The organism is Nonomuraea endophytica, assembly GCF_014203235.1.
In the GTDB taxonomy this organism is placed as follows: Bacteria; Actinomycetota; Actinomycetes; order Streptosporangiales; family Streptosporangiaceae; genus Nonomuraea; species Nonomuraea endophytica.
In genome coordinates this window covers 61,260-76,140 of sequence record NZ_JACHIN010000020.1, presented here as the reverse complement: position 1 = coordinate 76,140, position 14,881 = coordinate 61,260, and the positions used below count along the sequence as shown (strand labels likewise).

Annotated in this window: 17 protein-coding genes; 8 read left to right on the top strand and 9 right to left on the bottom strand. The window is 70.4% G+C overall.

What is annotated here, in order from left to right:
• Positions 1–20: 20 nt before the first annotated feature.
• Together HNR40_RS46845 and HNR40_RS46840 are read right to left on the bottom strand one after the other, a co-directional pair.
• Positions 21–647 carry a fasciclin domain-containing protein gene (locus tag HNR40_RS46845; RefSeq protein ID WP_184973549.1) on the bottom strand — a complete coding sequence of 209 codons (627 nt, stop codon included), beginning with the start codon at positions 645–647 and terminating at the stop codon, positions 21–23.
• Between the two features lie 50 nt (positions 648–697).
• Positions 698–2,188 carry a molybdopterin-dependent oxidoreductase gene (locus HNR40_RS46840; RefSeq protein ID WP_312896788.1) on the bottom strand — a complete coding sequence of 497 codons (1,491 nt, stop codon included), beginning with the start codon at positions 2,186–2,188 and terminating at the stop codon, positions 698–700.
• An 83-nt stretch (positions 2,189–2,271) separates the two neighbouring features.
• On the opposite strand from HNR40_RS46840, the gene sigK reads away from it, so the two are divergent.
• The 5 genes from sigK to HNR40_RS46815 all read left to right on the top strand — a co-directional run bounded on the left by sigK (position 2,272) and on the right by HNR40_RS46815 (position 6,231).
• A complete protein-coding gene (gene sigK / locus HNR40_RS46835) occupies positions 2,272–2,877 on the top strand; it encodes an ECF RNA polymerase sigma factor SigK (protein WP_184973548.1) in 606 nt (201 codons plus the stop codon).
• Positions 2,874–3,590, top strand: coding sequence for an anti-sigma factor (locus HNR40_RS46830; RefSeq protein ID WP_184973722.1), 717 nt, complete (start codon positions 2,874–2,876; stop codon positions 3,588–3,590). Before sigK ends, HNR40_RS46830 begins: the two co-directional genes overlap by 4 nt.
• A gap of 61 nt (positions 3,591–3,651) precedes the next feature.
• Positions 3,652–4,644: a DNRLRE domain-containing protein gene (locus HNR40_RS46825; protein ID WP_184973546.1), complete on the top strand. Its 993-nt coding sequence runs from the start codon at positions 3,652–3,654 to the stop codon at positions 4,642–4,644.
• On the top strand, positions 4,617–5,636 hold the full coding sequence (locus tag HNR40_RS46820) for an Ig-like domain-containing domain (protein WP_184973544.1): 1,020 nt from the start codon (positions 4,617–4,619) through the stop codon (positions 5,634–5,636). The genes HNR40_RS46825 and HNR40_RS46820 overlap by 28 nt, the downstream gene beginning before the upstream one ends.
• 16 nt (positions 5,637–5,652) lie before the next feature.
• On the top strand, positions 5,653–6,231 hold the full coding sequence (locus HNR40_RS46815) for a hypothetical protein (RefSeq protein WP_184973543.1): 579 nt from the start codon (positions 5,653–5,655) through the stop codon (positions 6,229–6,231).
• A gap of 14 nt (positions 6,232–6,245) precedes the next feature.
• Here HNR40_RS46815 and HNR40_RS46810 read toward each other — a convergent pair whose 3' ends face one another.
• Complete coding sequence (locus HNR40_RS46810) at positions 6,246–6,983, bottom strand: response regulator transcription factor (protein ID WP_184973541.1); 738 nt, start codon at positions 6,981–6,983, stop codon at positions 6,246–6,248.
• Positions 6,984–7,227: 244 nt separating this feature from the next.
• On the opposite strand from HNR40_RS46810, the gene HNR40_RS46805 reads away from it, so the two are divergent.
• Positions 7,228–7,470, top strand: coding sequence for a hypothetical protein (locus HNR40_RS46805; protein ID WP_184973539.1), 243 nt, complete (start codon positions 7,228–7,230; stop codon positions 7,468–7,470).
• A gap of 10 nt (positions 7,471–7,480) precedes the next feature.
• Here HNR40_RS46805 and HNR40_RS46800 read toward each other — a convergent pair whose 3' ends face one another.
• From HNR40_RS46800 to HNR40_RS46790, 3 genes are all read right to left on the bottom strand, one after another.
• A complete protein-coding gene (locus HNR40_RS46800) occupies positions 7,481–8,614 on the bottom strand; it encodes an acyl-CoA dehydrogenase family protein (RefSeq protein ID WP_184973537.1) in 1,134 nt (377 codons plus the stop codon).
• A gap of 121 nt (positions 8,615–8,735) precedes the next feature.
• Entirely contained in the window at positions 8,736–9,338 is a 603-nt protein-coding gene (locus HNR40_RS46795) for a VOC family protein (RefSeq protein ID WP_246510653.1), read from the bottom strand.
• 59 nt (positions 9,339–9,397) lie between these two features.
• A complete protein-coding gene (locus tag HNR40_RS46790) occupies positions 9,398–9,856 on the bottom strand; it encodes a MarR family winged helix-turn-helix transcriptional regulator (RefSeq protein WP_184973534.1) in 459 nt (152 codons plus the stop codon).
• A gap of 76 nt (positions 9,857–9,932) precedes the next feature.
• Here HNR40_RS46790 and HNR40_RS46785 point away from each other — a divergent pair, with 76 nt between their 5' ends.
• On the top strand, positions 9,933–10,973 hold the full coding sequence (locus HNR40_RS46785; RefSeq protein ID WP_184973532.1) for an LLM class flavin-dependent oxidoreductase: 1,041 nt from the start codon (positions 9,933–9,935) through the stop codon (positions 10,971–10,973).
• Positions 10,970–11,719 (top strand): NADPH-dependent F420 reductase, encoded by a 750-nt coding sequence (locus HNR40_RS56880; protein ID WP_184973530.1) that lies wholly within the window; start codon positions 10,970–10,972, stop codon positions 11,717–11,719. Before HNR40_RS46785 ends, HNR40_RS56880 begins: the two co-directional genes overlap by 4 nt.
• A gap of 145 nt (positions 11,720–11,864) precedes the next feature.
• Here the strand turns inward: HNR40_RS56880 and HNR40_RS46775 are convergent, their stop codons facing one another.
• The 3 genes from HNR40_RS46775 to HNR40_RS46765 are packed head-to-tail and all read right to left on the bottom strand — an operon-like array spanning position 11,865 to position 14,761.
• Positions 11,865–12,986, bottom strand: coding sequence for a serine hydrolase domain-containing protein (locus tag HNR40_RS46775; protein ID WP_184973529.1), 1,122 nt, complete (start codon positions 12,984–12,986; stop codon positions 11,865–11,867).
• A gap of 18 nt (positions 12,987–13,004) precedes the next feature.
• Positions 13,005–13,823 carry an ABC transporter permease gene (locus HNR40_RS46770; protein ID WP_184973527.1) on the bottom strand — a complete coding sequence of 273 codons (819 nt, stop codon included), beginning with the start codon at positions 13,821–13,823 and terminating at the stop codon, positions 13,005–13,007.
• Positions 13,820–14,761 carry an ATP-binding cassette domain-containing protein gene (locus HNR40_RS46765; RefSeq protein ID WP_184973525.1) on the bottom strand — a complete coding sequence of 314 codons (942 nt, stop codon included), beginning with the start codon at positions 14,759–14,761 and terminating at the stop codon, positions 13,820–13,822. Before HNR40_RS46765 ends, HNR40_RS46770 begins: the two co-directional genes overlap by 4 nt.
• Between the last annotated feature and the right edge of the window lie 120 nt (positions 14,762–14,881).

Here is a 14,881-nt window from a genome sequence, read left to right as displayed (position 1 = left end):
ACGCGGCCCTCAGCCTGGCCCTACTTGGGCATCAGGACCTTGTCGATGATGTAGACGGTGGCGTTGGCGGTGGGCACGTTGCCGCAGACCACGCCGGCCTCGTTGACGGTGTAGCTCTCCCCGGATCCCTTCACGCTCAGCGTGCCGCCCTGCAGCGTCTTCAGGTCGGCTGAGGCCAGGTCGGCCGGCGCCTGCTTACCGGCGACCACGTGATAGGTGAGGATCTTGGTCAGCGTCTCCTTGTCGGCCAGGACCTTGTCCAGGGTGGCCTTGGGGATGGCGGCGAAGGCGTCGTTGGTGGGCGCGAAGACGGTGACGTCCTTGGCCGAGTTGAGCGTGTCGACCAGGCCCGCCTTCTTGACCGCGGTGACCAGCGTGGACAGCACGGGGTTGTTGGAGGCCGCGGTGGCGACCGGGTCGTCGGCCATACCGGTGAAACTGCCCTCCCCATCAGCCGGTACGGCGGAGCAGGCCGCCCCGAACGGCCCGTCGGCCATGGCGGGGCTGGTGGCCGGAGCGGGCCGGGTGGTGGCGGTCATGCTGCCGGCGGGCGCGGCCGTGTCGGTGGCGCCGGAACTGCAGCCGGTGACGGCGATCAGGGCGGTAGCGGAAGCGGCGAGGATGCCGAGGTACTTCATGGGGTTCATCTCCTTGATGAATGACGTGCTGCGGTGATGGAGGTGTTGAGGGTGGGCGGTCACGCGACGGTGACCACGATCGAGTGCCGGCCCGTGGCGCCGTCCGGAAAGGGCGGGACCCGGGCCGGGGGCTGGGTGCGGCCGGTGGTGTCGGTCGCGCGGACCTGGAGGGTGTGGGTGCCGGGAGTCGCCTGCCAGGTCCAGCTCCACTGAACCCAGGTGTCGGCGCTGGGCGTGGCGGCCAGCCGTACCCGCTGCCAGGGGTTCTCACCGACGCGGACCTCGACGGAGGCGACGCCGCGGTGCTGGGCCCAGGCGACGCCGGCCACGGTCACCGGGCCGGGGCGGAGGGCGGCGAGCGGGGCGGGCACGTCGATCCTGGAGGCGGTCTTGATCGGCGCGTCGGTGGCCCAGCCGCGCTCGGTCCAGTAGGCCTGCCGCCGGTCGTAGCGGGTCAGGTGGAGTTCGACGAGCCATTTGGTGGCGGAGACGTAGCCGTACAGACCGGGCACGACGAGGCGGGCGGGGTGGCCGCGCTCGGCGGGGAGCGGCTCGCCGTTCATGCCGACGGCCAGCATGGCGTCGCGGCCGTCCATGATCGTGGCCAGCGGGGTGCCGGCGGTCCACCCGTCGGCCGAGCGGCTGAGCAGCTGGTCGGCGCCGGGCGGGAGGCCGGCCTCGCGCAGCAGGGTGGCGAGCGGCAGGCCCAGCCAGCGGGCATGGCTCGCGTACGGGCCACCGACCTCGTTGGAGACGCAGGTGAGGGTGATGTCGCGTTCGATCAGCCCGCGCCGGAGGACGTCGGCCATGGTGAGCTCGATCGTCGAGGCGCCGATCACGCGCAGGGTCCAGGTGGCGGCGTCGAGCCTGGGGACGGACAGGGCGGTGTCGACGCGGTAGAAGTCGGCCTTCGGCGTGGTGAAGGGGGTCAGTCCGGGGATGCGCAGATCGGTCCCGGGTGGGAGGGGTCTGGCCGGGCTCGCGGGTCTGGGCAGGGCGAAGCGGGCACGAAGCGGTTCTACCGGGAGCAACCGCGTGGCCAGCCCGCCCAGACTCGCCAGCGCGACCACGCCGAGGCCTGCTCGGAGTGCTCGCCGCCGCCCCGGCGCCACCTCGGCGGCCGGGCGGGTCAGCGCGGTGAGGGTGAACGCGCCGACAAGCGCCGCGACCAGGGCTGGCAGCAGATCCGTCGCCACCATCGCGGGCCGGGTCGCCGCCGCGAGCATGCCCAGGACGCCGAGTCCGGCGACCGCCGCCACCGCGAGGCCGTGCTGGTGGGTGGCCAGGATCCCCAGGCCCGCAGAGACGGCCATGAGGACCAGCAGGATGCCGCCCACCAGCACGGCCTTGTCCGCGGTGCCGAACGTGCGTACCGCGAACTCCTTGACCGGGGTCGGCGTCAGATCGATCGCGACCGACCCGATCGTCACCACCGGCGAGCTCTGCCCGCCGGTGAAGCGCGCGACGAACTCCGCGACCGCCAGTGCGGCGGCCACGCTCAGCAACCCGGCGCTAGCTGCCCTGATGACGTGGTGCGGTTTTCGGCTCACAGCGGGTATTCGGAGCGGGCCGCCCACCGGTTTGGTTCGGGCACGGCCCAATCCGTGAACGGCTCCGCTCCGAATACAAGGACGTGACCCACAGCCGCGAGCGCGACGATCCCGATCAGCACCGGACAGGTCCCGGGCCGGCGCCCCCGGTCCAGGAACTGCTGCGGCAGAGCGGCCGGGGTGACCGCGACGCCTTCTCCCGGCTCTATGACCAGGTCTCGGGCGTTCTGTATGGGCTCGTGCTCCGGGTCGTACGCGACCGTGGCCAGAGCGAGGAGGTCGTCCAGGAGGTGCTGCTGGAGATCTGGCGGCAGGCTCCCCGCTACGACAGCACCCGCGGCGGCGCGATGGCGTGGATGACCACGATCGCCCACCGGCGCGCGGTCGACCGGGTCCGCTCCGCCCAGGCCGGCGCCGACCGTGAGGCCGCGGCCGGACGGCGCGAGGTGGCCGGAGGCGACTACGACAGCGTCGCCGAGGCGGTCGAGGACCGGCTGGAACGCGAGCGGGTACGCCGCTGCCTCGACGGCCTGACCGACCTGCAACACCAGGCCGTGACGCTGGCCTTCTACGGCGGCCATTCCTACCCTGAGGTGGCCCAGCTCCTGGCCACGCCGCTGGGCACGATCAAGACCCGCATGCGCGACGGGCTCATCCGGCTGCGCGACTGCCTCGGGGTGGCGACATGAAAGAGAACACCCACACGCTGTCGGGCGCCTACGCGCTCAACGCCCTGCCCGAGGAGCAGGCCCGCGAGTTCGAACGCCATCTGGCCCGCTGCCCCGACTGCGCCGAGGAGACCCGCGGCCTGTGCGAGACCACGGCCCGGATGGCCGCGGCGGTCCGGCACGAGCCCCCGTCCGTCCTCAAGGCACGGGTGATGGAGGAGATCGGAGCCGTCCGCCAGGCCTCGCCGATCGTCCCCGCCACGATGGGCCGGTCGAGCCGACCGCATGCTCGGCTGCTCGCCGGACGGGCGGCCGCCGCTCTCCTGGTGGCGGCGGCGCTGGTCCTGGGAGTGCTGCTCATCCGCACCAACGGCCAGCTGAACGAGGAACGCGTTCAGGGTGACCGGATCGCCGCCGTACTGGCCGCGCCCGACGCCCGCCAGGTGTCCACCCGCGTCGGCGCCGCGACCGTCACCGCGATCTACTCCCCCGCCAAGGCGTCGGTGGTGGTCGTCACCGCGGGCATGCCCACGGCGCCAGCCGCCCACGACTACCAGGTGTGGCTCATCGGGCCGGACGCGATCCGGTCGGCGGGGCTGATGCCCGACCGGCCAGGGCCGGTGCTGGCGGGGCCGGTCCACGCGGGCGACAAACTCGGCATCACCGTGGAACCCCAGGGCGGTTCCCGGCAGCCCACGACCCAGCCATTGACCGTGGTGGCACTCACGTCATGAAAGAGACGGCTACGGTTTCCAGCTGCGTGCGACCAACGAGTCGGACACCACCAACTGGCGTATGTACCGCTCCTCGGAAAGCGGCGGCATCGGGCCGGTGCTCTTCATCCTGTTCACCCATCCCGGGCCGGAACAGATCGAGCTCACGACCTATCAAGGTGGGCCGTCGGTTCCGCTCGACGGCACGCCGTACGAATTCCATTCCCTGATGAACGTGCCGGGCATGCGCGAGGACGATCTCTCCGAGTTCGCGCAGACCGGAAAGGCGACCCGGTCGCCATCGGTGGCGGAGGCGGCGACCGAGTGGCCGCTCACCGGTGACTGGGAGGCGCCACCCAGGTACTACGAGGTGCAGCACGGAGAGCGGCCGGAACCCGGCCCTACCCCGACGCCCACCCCGACCCCCACCCCGACGTCCGGAGAGCAGACGATCACTCTGCCGCTTCAGGCCGACACCTGGATCGACGACTCGGGCTCGTCCGGGCACGACGACACGACGTTGTGGGCGGGCAAGTACGACACCGGCGAGTTCTCCATCACCGGGCGGACGTACCTGAAGTTCGACACCGCCGCGCTCGCCGGCCGTACCGTCACCGACGCGCGGCTCGAACTCTGGAACAACGACTCCTACGGCTGCGGCGGGGCGATCAAGGCCCAGCGCGTCACCGACGCCTGGCAGGCCGAGACCCTCGACTGGGGCGACCAGCCGGCCGCCACGACCACCGGTGAGAGCAGCGCCACCGATCCCGGCGCCTGCCCCGCGGAGTCGGTGCCCTGGACCTGGCGGCTGACCGACCTCGCGGCGGCGTGGGCATCGGGGCAGCCCAACCACGGAGTGCTCCTGCGGGCGGCGGACGAGTCGGTGACCGCCGGGATGTACGACCGCGGGTTCGACGCCTCGGAAGGCGCCCGTCCCCCGGTTCTCACGGTGACCGTGGCCGGCGGACCCGGGCCGTCGCCGTCCGGCCCCGGTGACACGACGCCGCCCGCCGTCACCGCGGTGACCCGCCCGCGGGGGCGACCGGGGTGCCGGCGGACTCGCCCGTCGCGGTGACGTTCAGCGAACCGGTGACCGACGCGCAGATCAGCGTCCTGGACGAGTGGTTCGAGGACGAGGTGCCCGGCACGACACAGCTGAACCCGGCGCGCACGGTGCTGACGTTCACCCCGTCGGAACCGTGGATGGACTCCCTCATGGCCGTCACGGTGTCCGGGGCGAGGGACGCGGCGGGCAACACGATGAGCCCCCACACGTGGAGGTTCGGCGAGGAGCCACCGAAGAAGAAGGCCGCCGCCGCTCCTGCGGTCGAGCGCGCCTGGACCCGTCCGGACGGACGCACCCTGATGGTCAAGGCCGGTGGTGAGGAGCGCCGGCCGTACCGTGTGACGGTTGAGGTCAGGTCCGCCGCCAAGAGCGGCGCGACACTCCTATGGTCCGGTACGGCGGGCGGCGTGCGGGCGGGCACGGTGGCGCGGCTGAGCATCCCGATCGGCAAGGTCACCGGCAGGACGGCGCACTGGCGAGCCCGCGTCGCGACCGGCGCGTGGTCCGCATGGCAGCGGGCCACCACGCCCGCGAACGACGTCGTCACCGCCGCGGCGCCGCCGCCCGACGCGTTCGCCCTGCTCGGCTCCTGGCAGAGCCAGGACGGCAAGCGGATCAACTACCGCAAGGGGTACTGGGACCGGGCACGGGACGAAGGGTTCGGCAACGTCAAGATCGTGCAGAAGCACGACCTGGACGCCCTGTCCGCTCATCAGATGACGAAGCACCCGCATCGCGGCATCGTCCCCGACCCGTTCATCATGACGCGCTACCACTACCAGGCCACGGCCTACCGGCACACGTGCAGCGGGTTCCTCTGGTGGCGAACCTGCAAGGTGACGGAAAGCCGCGACACCAGGACGATCGTGGACTTCAACACCGAGTCCAGCAAGTATCAGGGCACTCTCGGAGTTCTCACCGCGTACTGCGAGGGGATTACGGTGTGCCCCCCGTGGATGAAACGATCGTTCGGCGCCGTACTCCTGCCCGTGCCCGGATAACCGAGGAAACCTCCCCATGCGGATCGACGCCCGGACCGAAGACCAGCCTGACCTGGTCGCACCTTTACGGCTGTCGTACGACCTGGCGGCGACGCAGCGCGCCAACGCCGCGGACGGCCTGAGGTTCAGCTCGATCCGGCTCGACGGCGACACCGGCCGGTGCACGGTGACACCGGCCGGCGGCGCCGCCGTCGAGTGTCACGTCGACTACGCGATCTCCTCACGGGACGCCCTGCGCGACACGCTCGCCGCGCAGGGCGTCCCGCTCCGCGCGGCCCCACCGGACGACGGGTCCCTGGGCATGCCGGCCGGCGACGACCCACCCCTGGTCCAGCACGCCTGGATCATCAAGATGATCGCCTACGGACTCGACCCCTGGACCGTGTACGCGCGTTCGTGGACAGGCGACCTCCTGGAGATCCGGCTGTCCCCGCGGTCGACGCAGGCACGTTTCCGGATAGACGGCATGGAACCCGTGGTCACCGTAGACGTCAGCCACACCGGACCGGACCGGCGCCTCGGCCTGAACTACACCATCGTGGACCGCATCAGCCGCCTCGTCGACGAGGGAGGCGAACCGGCGATCAGCTTGTGACGCGACCCCCGGAATCAGGGGATCACCCCGAGTCTGCGGGCACGGTTGATGGCGTGCACCCGGTCGTGAACGCCCAGCTTGTCGTAGGTGTTCTGCAGGTGCTTGCGCACCGTCCGCACGCTCAGCCGCCGTAGGTGCGCCATCTGATCGGCGCTGGCACCCGCGGCCAGCAGCGTGATGAGGTCGGCCTCGCGCGGCGTGAGCCTCGCCCGAAGCCGCGCCTCATCGCGCTCCGCCGGTTGGCACAGGTCCAAGCGGCGATCGAGGAGCCGGATCATCGGCGCCAGGACTGCCGCCAGCCGCACCTGTTCGTCGGTGAAGTCGGTGACCGAGCGAGTGATGGTCCAGCCCGCTCCGGCCGTGTCCTCCCCCGGTCTCGTCAAGGCGATCATCAGCTGGTACGCGGAAGCCAGCGGGAGCATGTGATCGACGTAGAAAGAGCTGCGTCGAAGCTCCCGGGGCGGGAGGCAGTCGCTCACCCGGCGCGGCAGAAAGTCCGCACCGGAATGCCGGAAGTGGCGGACCAGCGGATGTTCCCGCACGGCCAACGCCAATGAGTCCGGCGGTGGAATGTGATCGGGCGGGTCGCCCCACATCCGGATCTGCCGTTGTTCCGGCTCGTGCCACCACCATCCGACATGATCTCCCCCGATCACCCGCTGAAGGCACGCTCCGACCACCGCGTGGCAGTCCTGGCCCGCTCCCAGCGCCTGATAGCTCAAATCGAGCACGACAACGCGAGGATCTTCCATCGTCCCGGTCCTTCATTTCCGGCACCCACGGGAATACGCGGAAGAGCGTATTTCTCTCCCCACCTCCCGCGCGAGACATTAAAAGCGGGACGCTTCCACAAGGCAGACCGGAATTCGGGATCACCCCCGGAGGCACAAGCCCTTACTCCAGCAACGAAAGAGGAGACGACATGAAAATCATCACGGGACAACAGACCCGAGCACATGGCAGGTTTACACCGGCCCCAACTCCCCCGGAATCTGGATGCAGGTAGACACCTCCAGCGCCGGTTTCCGCTCGACTCCCATGTACTTCACTTCGCTCGCCGGCACCTCCACCCACTGGAACACCACCGGCGCCACCTCGGTCTACCCGCCCGACTCAACGCTCGGCGGCGACCTGCGGCGAGGGTTCCGCATCTACCTGCGGTTCGCTGACGGAGCTGCCCTGGACCCGCTGTTCGCGAAGAACAACGGCTGGCACATCCAGTACATGGCAGTCGAGTAATCACCCCCGATCACGAACTGCCGAACAGCTCATCGCCGATGCTGTCGCGGCAGACCTCGACCGAGTACGCCATCACCCAGCCCGCATAAGCGTCGCGAAGAATGCGCTGAATAGGGGACGTGCTGAGGAAGCCGGAACCGCCGCCCGCTTTCAGGGCGAGTTGCGCGGCGTCGATGGCGACCTGGTTGCTCAGCACCTTGGCCCGCAGGGTGGCGGAGTTGAACCCGGGGTCGTTCTGGTCGGCCAGCCACGACATGTGCCGCGCGTACATGGCCGCGGCCTCCAACTGGCTGTGCACCGTGGCCAGGTCGAACCGCAGCCACTGCATCGCCGACAGCGGCTCGCCGGTCGTCGGGATCGTGCGTCCACGGGCGTGCGCGACCAGCGCCGCGACCGCCGCGTCGGCGATCCCCAGCGACAGGAACGCGATCCCGGACCCGATGTGGTTGGGCCGCGGCCCGGACGGCGGCGGGCAGCGCCGGTCCTCGCGCAACAAGGTGCCGGAGAACTCGACCAGGCGGCTGCCGTTGGCCCGCATGCCCATGGTGTCGCCGATCGGCAGATAGCGGATCGACTCGCCCGCCTCCACCCCGAAGAACGTCGGCACCCCGTCGACCAGCACGTTCACCAGGAAGTGGTCGGCGATCTCGCACCCGGAGGTGAACCGCTTGGATCCCGACAGCCGGAACCCGCCGGGAGCGGGCTGCGCGTGCTGCTGCGGCAGCAGGAACAGGTTGCCGCCCGTAGGCTCCGACAGCGCGTTGGCGAAGCGCCGCCCGGCGATCAGCTCGTCGGCGTAGAAGCGGCCCACCTCCGGCTCCGACATCTCGGCGAGCCCCACGCCCGCCCCGATGTGCATCACCCAGATGCACGCGGTGGCCGGGCAGCCCGCGCTCACCAGCCGCACGATCTCGCCGTAGCTCCGGTAGCTCAGCCCCTGCCCGCCGAGCCGCTTGGGCAGCAGCGCCGCGTCGAGCCCGCTGGCGTGCAGCATCTCCAGGTTCTCGCGCGGGACCAACGTGCTCTCGTCATAGGCGGCCGCGGTCCCGGCGAACTCCCTGGCCAGCTCGGCCGCGGTATCCACCCAGTGCTGCTCCTCCGGTGGCGGCCCCAGCGGATGCGCTTCCCTCTTCTGATCCGGCATGACGTGATCGTAGACAAACAGACACACACCCGCCTGCCGTACGGCTCCGCCGTCGCCACTGATCACGAGGAGGTGTTCGCACCTTCGCCGAGGAGCGGGCCTGGTCCGTGATCCAGCGGGCTCAGTCCGACCGCTCGGCCACCATGTAAGCGGCGTACCACTCCGGCCAGTCGTCGTCGCGTCGTCCGAGGCTCTTCTCGTGCTCGCCGTGCGCCGCCGCCGCGCGCTCCAGCGCCTGCCGCAGCTCGTCCACCGATGCGTACGAGGTGGGAGCGTCGTCGACGCGGCCGGGCAGCCGGGTCGTGACCTCCTGCAGCAGCCAGACGTTCCCGTCGGGGTCGGCGAAGGTGGCGAAGGAGCCGTAGCTGCCCCGCTCGGGCTCCGGCCCGGCACCGCGGCTGGGACTGCCCTCGGGCTGGAACTGGGCCCCCGGGGCCTCGATGTGGAACACGTCGCTGACCTTCACCCCACGGGCGGCGAGCTCGTCACGGGCGGCCACGATGTCGGACACCACCAGGTAGAGCCCCCGCGCCGACCCGGGCGGGGCGACGGTGACGTTCATCCCGAACTGCACAGAACACGGCGAGCCCGGCGGCGTGAACTGCACGATCCTGAACCCGTTGTCGAAGGCGAAGTCGGCGTCCAGCCGCCACCCCAGGTCCGTGTAGAACACCTTCGACCGGTCGACGTCCGACACGGGAACGGCGACGGCCTCGATCTTCATGTCAACCATGACAACCCCCCGGTTCTTACCTCGATCGTACGATCCCGGGCCTGGGAGAGTCAGGAACGCACGTGCGCTCGGAGCGCCGCGGCGACCTGCCCGGCCGCGTCGAGCTGCTCGGCTGTCAGCGCGTCGACGAACAACTCCCGTACGGCACGCAGATGCGGCACCGTCGCCCCCCGGAACACCTCGGCGCCCGCGGCGGCCAGCACCACCTCCGCCCCTCGGCTGTCGGTGACGCAATCTTCCCGCCCGATCAGCCCACGCCGCTCCATCCGCCCCAGGTGGTGCGACAGGCGGCTGCGTTCCCAGTTGATGTGCGCCGCCAGATCGGATGACCGCATCCGATGGCCCTCCGCCTCGCTCAGCGCCAGCAGTACCGCGTAGTCGCCGGGCGAGAGCGCGGAGTCGCTCTGCAGCCGCGCCGAGATCACCGCCCTGAGCGCCTCGGCCGTCTCGATGTACTCACGCCACACCCGCAGCTCATCGGCTGTGGGCAGGCTGCGCTTCCGCGTCATCCCGCCTCCTGATTGACATATCAATCACATCATACATAATTGACGTGTCAATTACATGAGGCGCAGGAGGCCTGTCATGTCTGATCTGGTGTTCGGCCTGGACACCTTCGGCGACCTGCCGGAGGACGACCACGGCGAGCTGATGACCCACCCCGAGGCGATCCGTCAGGTGCTGAAGGAGGCGGTGCTGGCCGACGAGCTCGGCGTCGACGTCATCGCGCTGGGCGAGCACCACCGCCCGGAGTTCGCGATCTCGACGCCCGAGACCGTGCTGGCCGGGATCGCGACGCGCACCGAGCGGATCCGGCTGTCGTCGGGCGTCACCGTGCTGAGCTCCGACGACCCGGTCCGGGTGTTCCAGCGCTTCGCCACCGTCGACGCGCTCTCGGACGGCCGCGCCGAGGTCATCCTCGGCCGCGGCTCGTTCACCGAGTCGTTCCCGCTGTTCGGCTACGACCTGGCCGACTACGACGAGCTCTTTGAGGAGAAGCTGGACCTGTTCGCCAAGCTGCTGGACGAGCGGCCCGTCACCTGGAAGGGCAGGCTGCGGCCCGCTCTGGAGGACGCCGACGTCTTCCCGAAGACCGCCTCGGGCAGCCTGCCCACCTGGGTCGGCGTCGGCGGTTCGCCGCAGTCGGTCGTCCGCACCGCCCAGTACGGCCTGCCGCTCATGCTGGCCATCATCGGCGGTCCCGCCAAGCGGTTCGCCCCCTACCTGGAGCTCTACCGGCGCGCCGCCGAGCAGCTCGGCACCACCGCGCACCCGGTCGGCATGCACTCGCCCGGCTTCGTGGCCGACACGGACGAGGAGGCCAGGGAGCTGTTCTGGCCGCGCTACCGGGTGCTGCGCGACCGGATCGGCGCGCTGCGCGGCTGGCAGCCGATCCGCCGCGAGGAGTACGACGCCGAGGTGGAGCACGGCTCCCTCTACATCGGCGCGCCGGAAACCGTCGCCCGCAAGATCGCCGACGCGGTCGGCACGCTCGGAGTCGGCCGCTTCGACCTGATCTACACCGCGGGCTCGCAACCGGCGAGCGCCCGCCTGCGCGCCGTCGAGCTGTACGGCAAGGCCGTCATCCCGATGGTCCGCGATCTGCTCGGAAAGAGTGACCGGTGAACGAGACCATCGGCGTGCTCGGCGCGGGCAAGGTCGGCACCGTGCTGGCACGGCTCGCGCTGGCCGCGGGCCACAAGGTGCTCATCGCCGGGTCGGGCGATCCGGCGAAGATCGCACTCACGGTCGACGTGCTCACGCCCGGCGCGGTCGCGACCACGGCGGCCGACGCCGCGGCCCGCGCCGACCTCGTCATCCTGGCGCTGCCACTCGGCAAGTACCACACGGTGCCCGCGGCGGAGCTGCGCGGCAAACTCGTGGTCGACGCGATGAACTACTGGTGGGAGGTGGACGGCGTCCGCGACGACCTCACCGACCCGGCGACGTCCTCCAGCGAGATCGTGCAGGCCTTCCTGCCCGGTTCCCGGGTCGTGAAGGCCTTCAACCACCTGGGCTACCACGACCTGGAGGACGAGGCCCGGCCGGCGGGCAGCCCGGGACGCAAGGCCATCGCGATCGCCGGAGACCACCCGGCAGACCTCGAAGCCGTCGCGGCACTGGTCGACGCGTTCGGCTTCGACCCGGTCGTGGCGGGACCGCTGGCCGAGGGCGTGCGGTTCGAGCCGGGGACCACGCTGTTCGGAGCCGACGTCGACGCCGCCGAGGTCCGGGCCAGGCTGGAGCGCTACCCCGAGTCCGACCGGGCCCGGGGCTACTCCGGCAGGTGGCGATCGAACTCGACGGCGAGTCACGCATCAGCGGCCTCACCATCGTCTGGGACGGCTCGCTGCTCGACGACGCGGCGCTGACCGCCCTGCTCAAGGCGACCATCGAACGGTGATCACGAGAGTCCTCACAGGGATGCCCTTCCGGCCAGAACGCAGGAGCGGGATGACGGCGAGCAGGGAGGTGACCCGGGGACGGCGGCCTGTCATGAACCGCCGTCCGGCTCGGTCAGCCGAGGGCGACGCCGTACATCGCCTTGATGATTGTGATGGGGATGTCCAAGGTCGTCGGTTCGAGGTTGGTGTGGATGACGACGCTCCGGCGGCCGTCGCCGGTGCTCAGGGCGAGCGTGAAGGAGCCGGGGAGGGTGCCGCTGACGCCGCGGACGGTCAGGCCGGCCATGCCCGCGCTGTCGAACTCGATCACGCCGAGGCCGTAGCGGGCGTGCGGCAACCAGACGACGCCGGTGTTGTTGTCGACCATGGTCCACATCTCGCGATGCTGAGCCGGTGGGAGCAGGGCGCCGGTCGAGATCGCCCTGAGAAAGCGGGTCAGGTCTTCGGTGGTGGAGACGATGCCGCCGGCCGCCCAGCCCCATGAGGTGTTGAGGGCGGTGACGTCGATGGGCGGTTTGTCAGGGTCGATCATTGACGCCCAGTTCTCCGCGGTGAGGGTCGCCGGGTCGACGCCGTCCTTGAGGGCGCCGGTGACGTAGGCCGTGGGGTGGGGGTGGGGGTAACCGGTGGCTTCGGCTGGGCGTACGTAGGTGTGGGTCAGGTTGAGCGGGCGGATGACCGTGCGTTCCACTTCGGCGGCGTAGGTGTTGCCGGTGACCTTCTCGATGATGGCGCCGGCGAGGTAGTAGCCGCCGTTGGAGTAGACGAACTGCCCTCCCGGCTCGCCTACCGGCGGCTGGGACACGGCGAGTTTCAGCAGTTCGGAGGTGGTCCAGACGCGGGTGGGCTCGGTGACGAGGCTGGTCTGCAACTCCGGCGCCAGGCCGGTGAGGAACAGGCCGCTGGTGTGGTTGAGCAGCTGGCGGATGGTGATCCTGTCACCGTCGTAGCCGCCCGTTTCCAGGACGCCGGGCAGCCAGGTGTTCACCGGGTCATCGAGGCTCAGCCTGCCTTCGGCTGCCAGGGTCAGCACGGTGGCTGCGGTGAAGGCCTTGCCGGAACTGCCGATGTGAAGGTGCTCCCCCGGCTGTCGCCGATGTCCGGTGGCGAGGTCGGCCGCTCCCGCGGTGCCGAACCATGTCCCGTCGGCGTCGTGAACTTCGGCGACGATGCCGGGAATGCCGTCCTCGGCCACGGCCCGGTCCAGGATGTCCTGCACGTTTTCGTGTGTCATTTTCATGCCTTTCGAGCTTTAGCGGCCTTTGCGGGAGTACGCGCGCAGCGACAGCGGGACGAAGATCACCAGTAGGGCGGCCGACCAGAGCAGGACGGTGGCCACCGGATGCGCGAGTGGCCAGACCGCGTTCGCGGACGGGGCGCCGGGGTTGCCGAACAGGTGCCTGGTGGCGGCGGTGAGTGCGCTGACGGGGTTCCAGTCGGCCAGGAAGCGCAGCCAGCCGGGCATGCCGCCGGTGGGGACGAACGCGTTGGACAGCATGGTGAACGGCAGGAACAGCGGGACCAGGGCGTTGGCGATCTGGTCGTTCTTCACCGCCAGGCCCACGTAGACGCCTGCCCAGCTGAGTGCGTACCGCAGGACGATCATCAGCAGGAACGCCTGGGTAGTGGGGACCAGACCGTGGTGTGGCCGCCAGCCCACCAGCAGGCCCGCGGCGACCATGATGGCCAGCATCAGCAGGCCGGTGAGCAGGTCGGCGCCGGTCTGCCCGAACGGCACCGCCGAGCGGGCCATGGGCATGGAGCGGAAGCGGTCCATCACGCCGCGGGAGGCGTCGCCGGCCATCCGCGTCATGACCCCCATCAGCGCGGAAAAGGTCACCATGGCGAACAGGCCGGGCATGAGGTACTCGCGGTAGTCGCCGCCGCCCGGCACCTGGATGGCGCTGCCGAAGACGTAGCCGAACAGCACGACCATGACGGCCGGGAAGATCAGCGCGACGATGAGTTCGCCGGGGTCGTTTCGCAGCCGTCCCAGTTCGCGGCCGATCAGGGTGAACCCGTCGGTGAACGTCCACCGCAGGCGGCCCAGGGGCGAGGTGAGGGCGGTCATCGGACGGGCTCCTTCTGGTCGGTGAGGCGCAGGAACACCTCGTCGAGGGTGGGACGGCGGAGCCGCACGTCGGCCGCCGCGACTCCGGCCCGGTCGAGCTCGCGCACGATGTCGGCGAGGCGGAGACCGGTGGCGGGCAGGGCGACGGTGAGCCGGTCGTCGGTCGTGGTGGGTTCGGCGCCGGCCAGGGCTTCCAGCACGGTCGCCGCCGCCGGAAGTGCGGCGGGGTCTTCGAGTTCGACGTCGAGGCGGTCGCCGATCGTGGCCTTCAGCTCGTCGGGGGTGCCGGTGGCGATCACCCGTCCGTGGTCGATGACGGCGATGTCGTCGGCGAGCTGGTCGGCTTCGTCGAGGTATTGGGTGGTCAGGAGCACCGTGGTGCCGTCGGCCACGAGTTCGCGGACGCTGTCCCAGATCTGGCCTCGGCTGCGCGGGTCCAGGCCGGTGGTCGGCTCGTCCAGGAAGAGCACGTCGGGGCGGAGGATGAGGCTGGTGATCAGGTCGAGGCGGCGGCGCATGCCGCCCGAGTAGCCGCTGACCTGCCGGTCGGCGGCGTCCATCAGGGAGAAGCGGTCGAGCAGTTCGTCGGCCCGCCGGTGCGCCTCGCGCCTGGACAGGTGCGACAGGCGGGCGAACATGCGCAGGTTTCCGCGGCCGGTGAGCTTCTCGTCCACGGCGGCGTACTGGCCCGCGAGCCCGATCCTGGCCCGCACCTGGGCGGCGTCGCGGACGACGTCGTATCCGGCGATGCGGGCGTGCCCGGCGTCGGGGTCGGACAAGGTGGCCAGGATACGGACCGCGGTGGTTTTTCCTGCCCCGTTGGGGCCGAGCACACCGCAGACGGTTCCTTTCGGGACGCTCAGGTCCAGGCCGTGTAGCGCATGGGTGTCGCCGAAGGATTTGTGCAGTCCTTCGGCGATCACGATCGGTTCTGCCATGACTCCCCCATTGGGTACGTTGTACGCGGTTACGGTAGATTACTGGGTACCGTGTACGCAAGTGGAGGAGGAAAGTGGTTGGACGGGGTGGTGCCCGAGCTTGTAGCTTGCTGCTGACCG

What these genes read in the sequence shown, in the direction of transcription:
- HNR40_RS46805 (WP_184973539.1), top strand. Translation starts at nt 7,228, where the DNA reads ATGCAGGTAGACACCTCCAGCGCCGGTTTCCGCTCGACTCCCATGTAC.
- HNR40_RS46845 (WP_184973549.1), bottom strand. Translation starts at nt 647, where the DNA reads ATGAACCCCATGAAGTACCTCGGCATCCTCGCCGCTTCCGCTACCGCC.
- HNR40_RS46765 (WP_184973525.1), bottom strand. Translation starts at nt 14,761, where the DNA reads ATGGCAGAACCGATCGTGATCGCCGAAGGACTGCACAAATCCTTCGGC.
- HNR40_RS46785 (WP_184973532.1), top strand. Translation starts at nt 9,933, where the DNA reads ATGTCTGATCTGGTGTTCGGCCTGGACACCTTCGGCGACCTGCCGGAG.
- HNR40_RS46770 (WP_184973527.1), bottom strand. Translation starts at nt 13,823, where the DNA reads ATGACCGCCCTCACCTCGCCCCTGGGCCGCCTGCGGTGGACGTTCACC.
- HNR40_RS46800 (WP_184973537.1), bottom strand. Translation starts at nt 8,614, where the DNA reads ATGCCGGATCAGAAGAGGGAAGCGCATCCGCTGGGGCCGCCACCGGAG.
- HNR40_RS46815 (WP_184973543.1), top strand. Translation starts at nt 5,653, where the DNA reads ATGCGGATCGACGCCCGGACCGAAGACCAGCCTGACCTGGTCGCACCT.
- HNR40_RS46825 (WP_184973546.1), top strand. Translation starts at nt 3,652, where the DNA reads ATGTACCGCTCCTCGGAAAGCGGCGGCATCGGGCCGGTGCTCTTCATC.
- HNR40_RS46830 (WP_184973722.1), top strand. Translation starts at nt 2,874, where the DNA reads ATGAAAGAGAACACCCACACGCTGTCGGGCGCCTACGCGCTCAACGCC.
- HNR40_RS46810 (WP_184973541.1), bottom strand. Translation starts at nt 6,983, where the DNA reads ATGGAAGATCCTCGCGTTGTCGTGCTCGATTTGAGCTATCAGGCGCTG.
- HNR40_RS46790 (WP_184973534.1), bottom strand. Translation starts at nt 9,856, where the DNA reads ATGACGCGGAAGCGCAGCCTGCCCACAGCCGATGAGCTGCGGGTGTGG.
- HNR40_RS46795 (WP_246510653.1), bottom strand. Translation starts at nt 9,338, where the DNA reads ATGAAGATCGAGGCCGTCGCCGTTCCCGTGTCGGACGTCGACCGGTCG.
- HNR40_RS46775 (WP_184973529.1), bottom strand. Translation starts at nt 12,986, where the DNA reads ATGACACACGAAAACGTGCAGGACATCCTGGACCGGGCCGTGGCCGAG.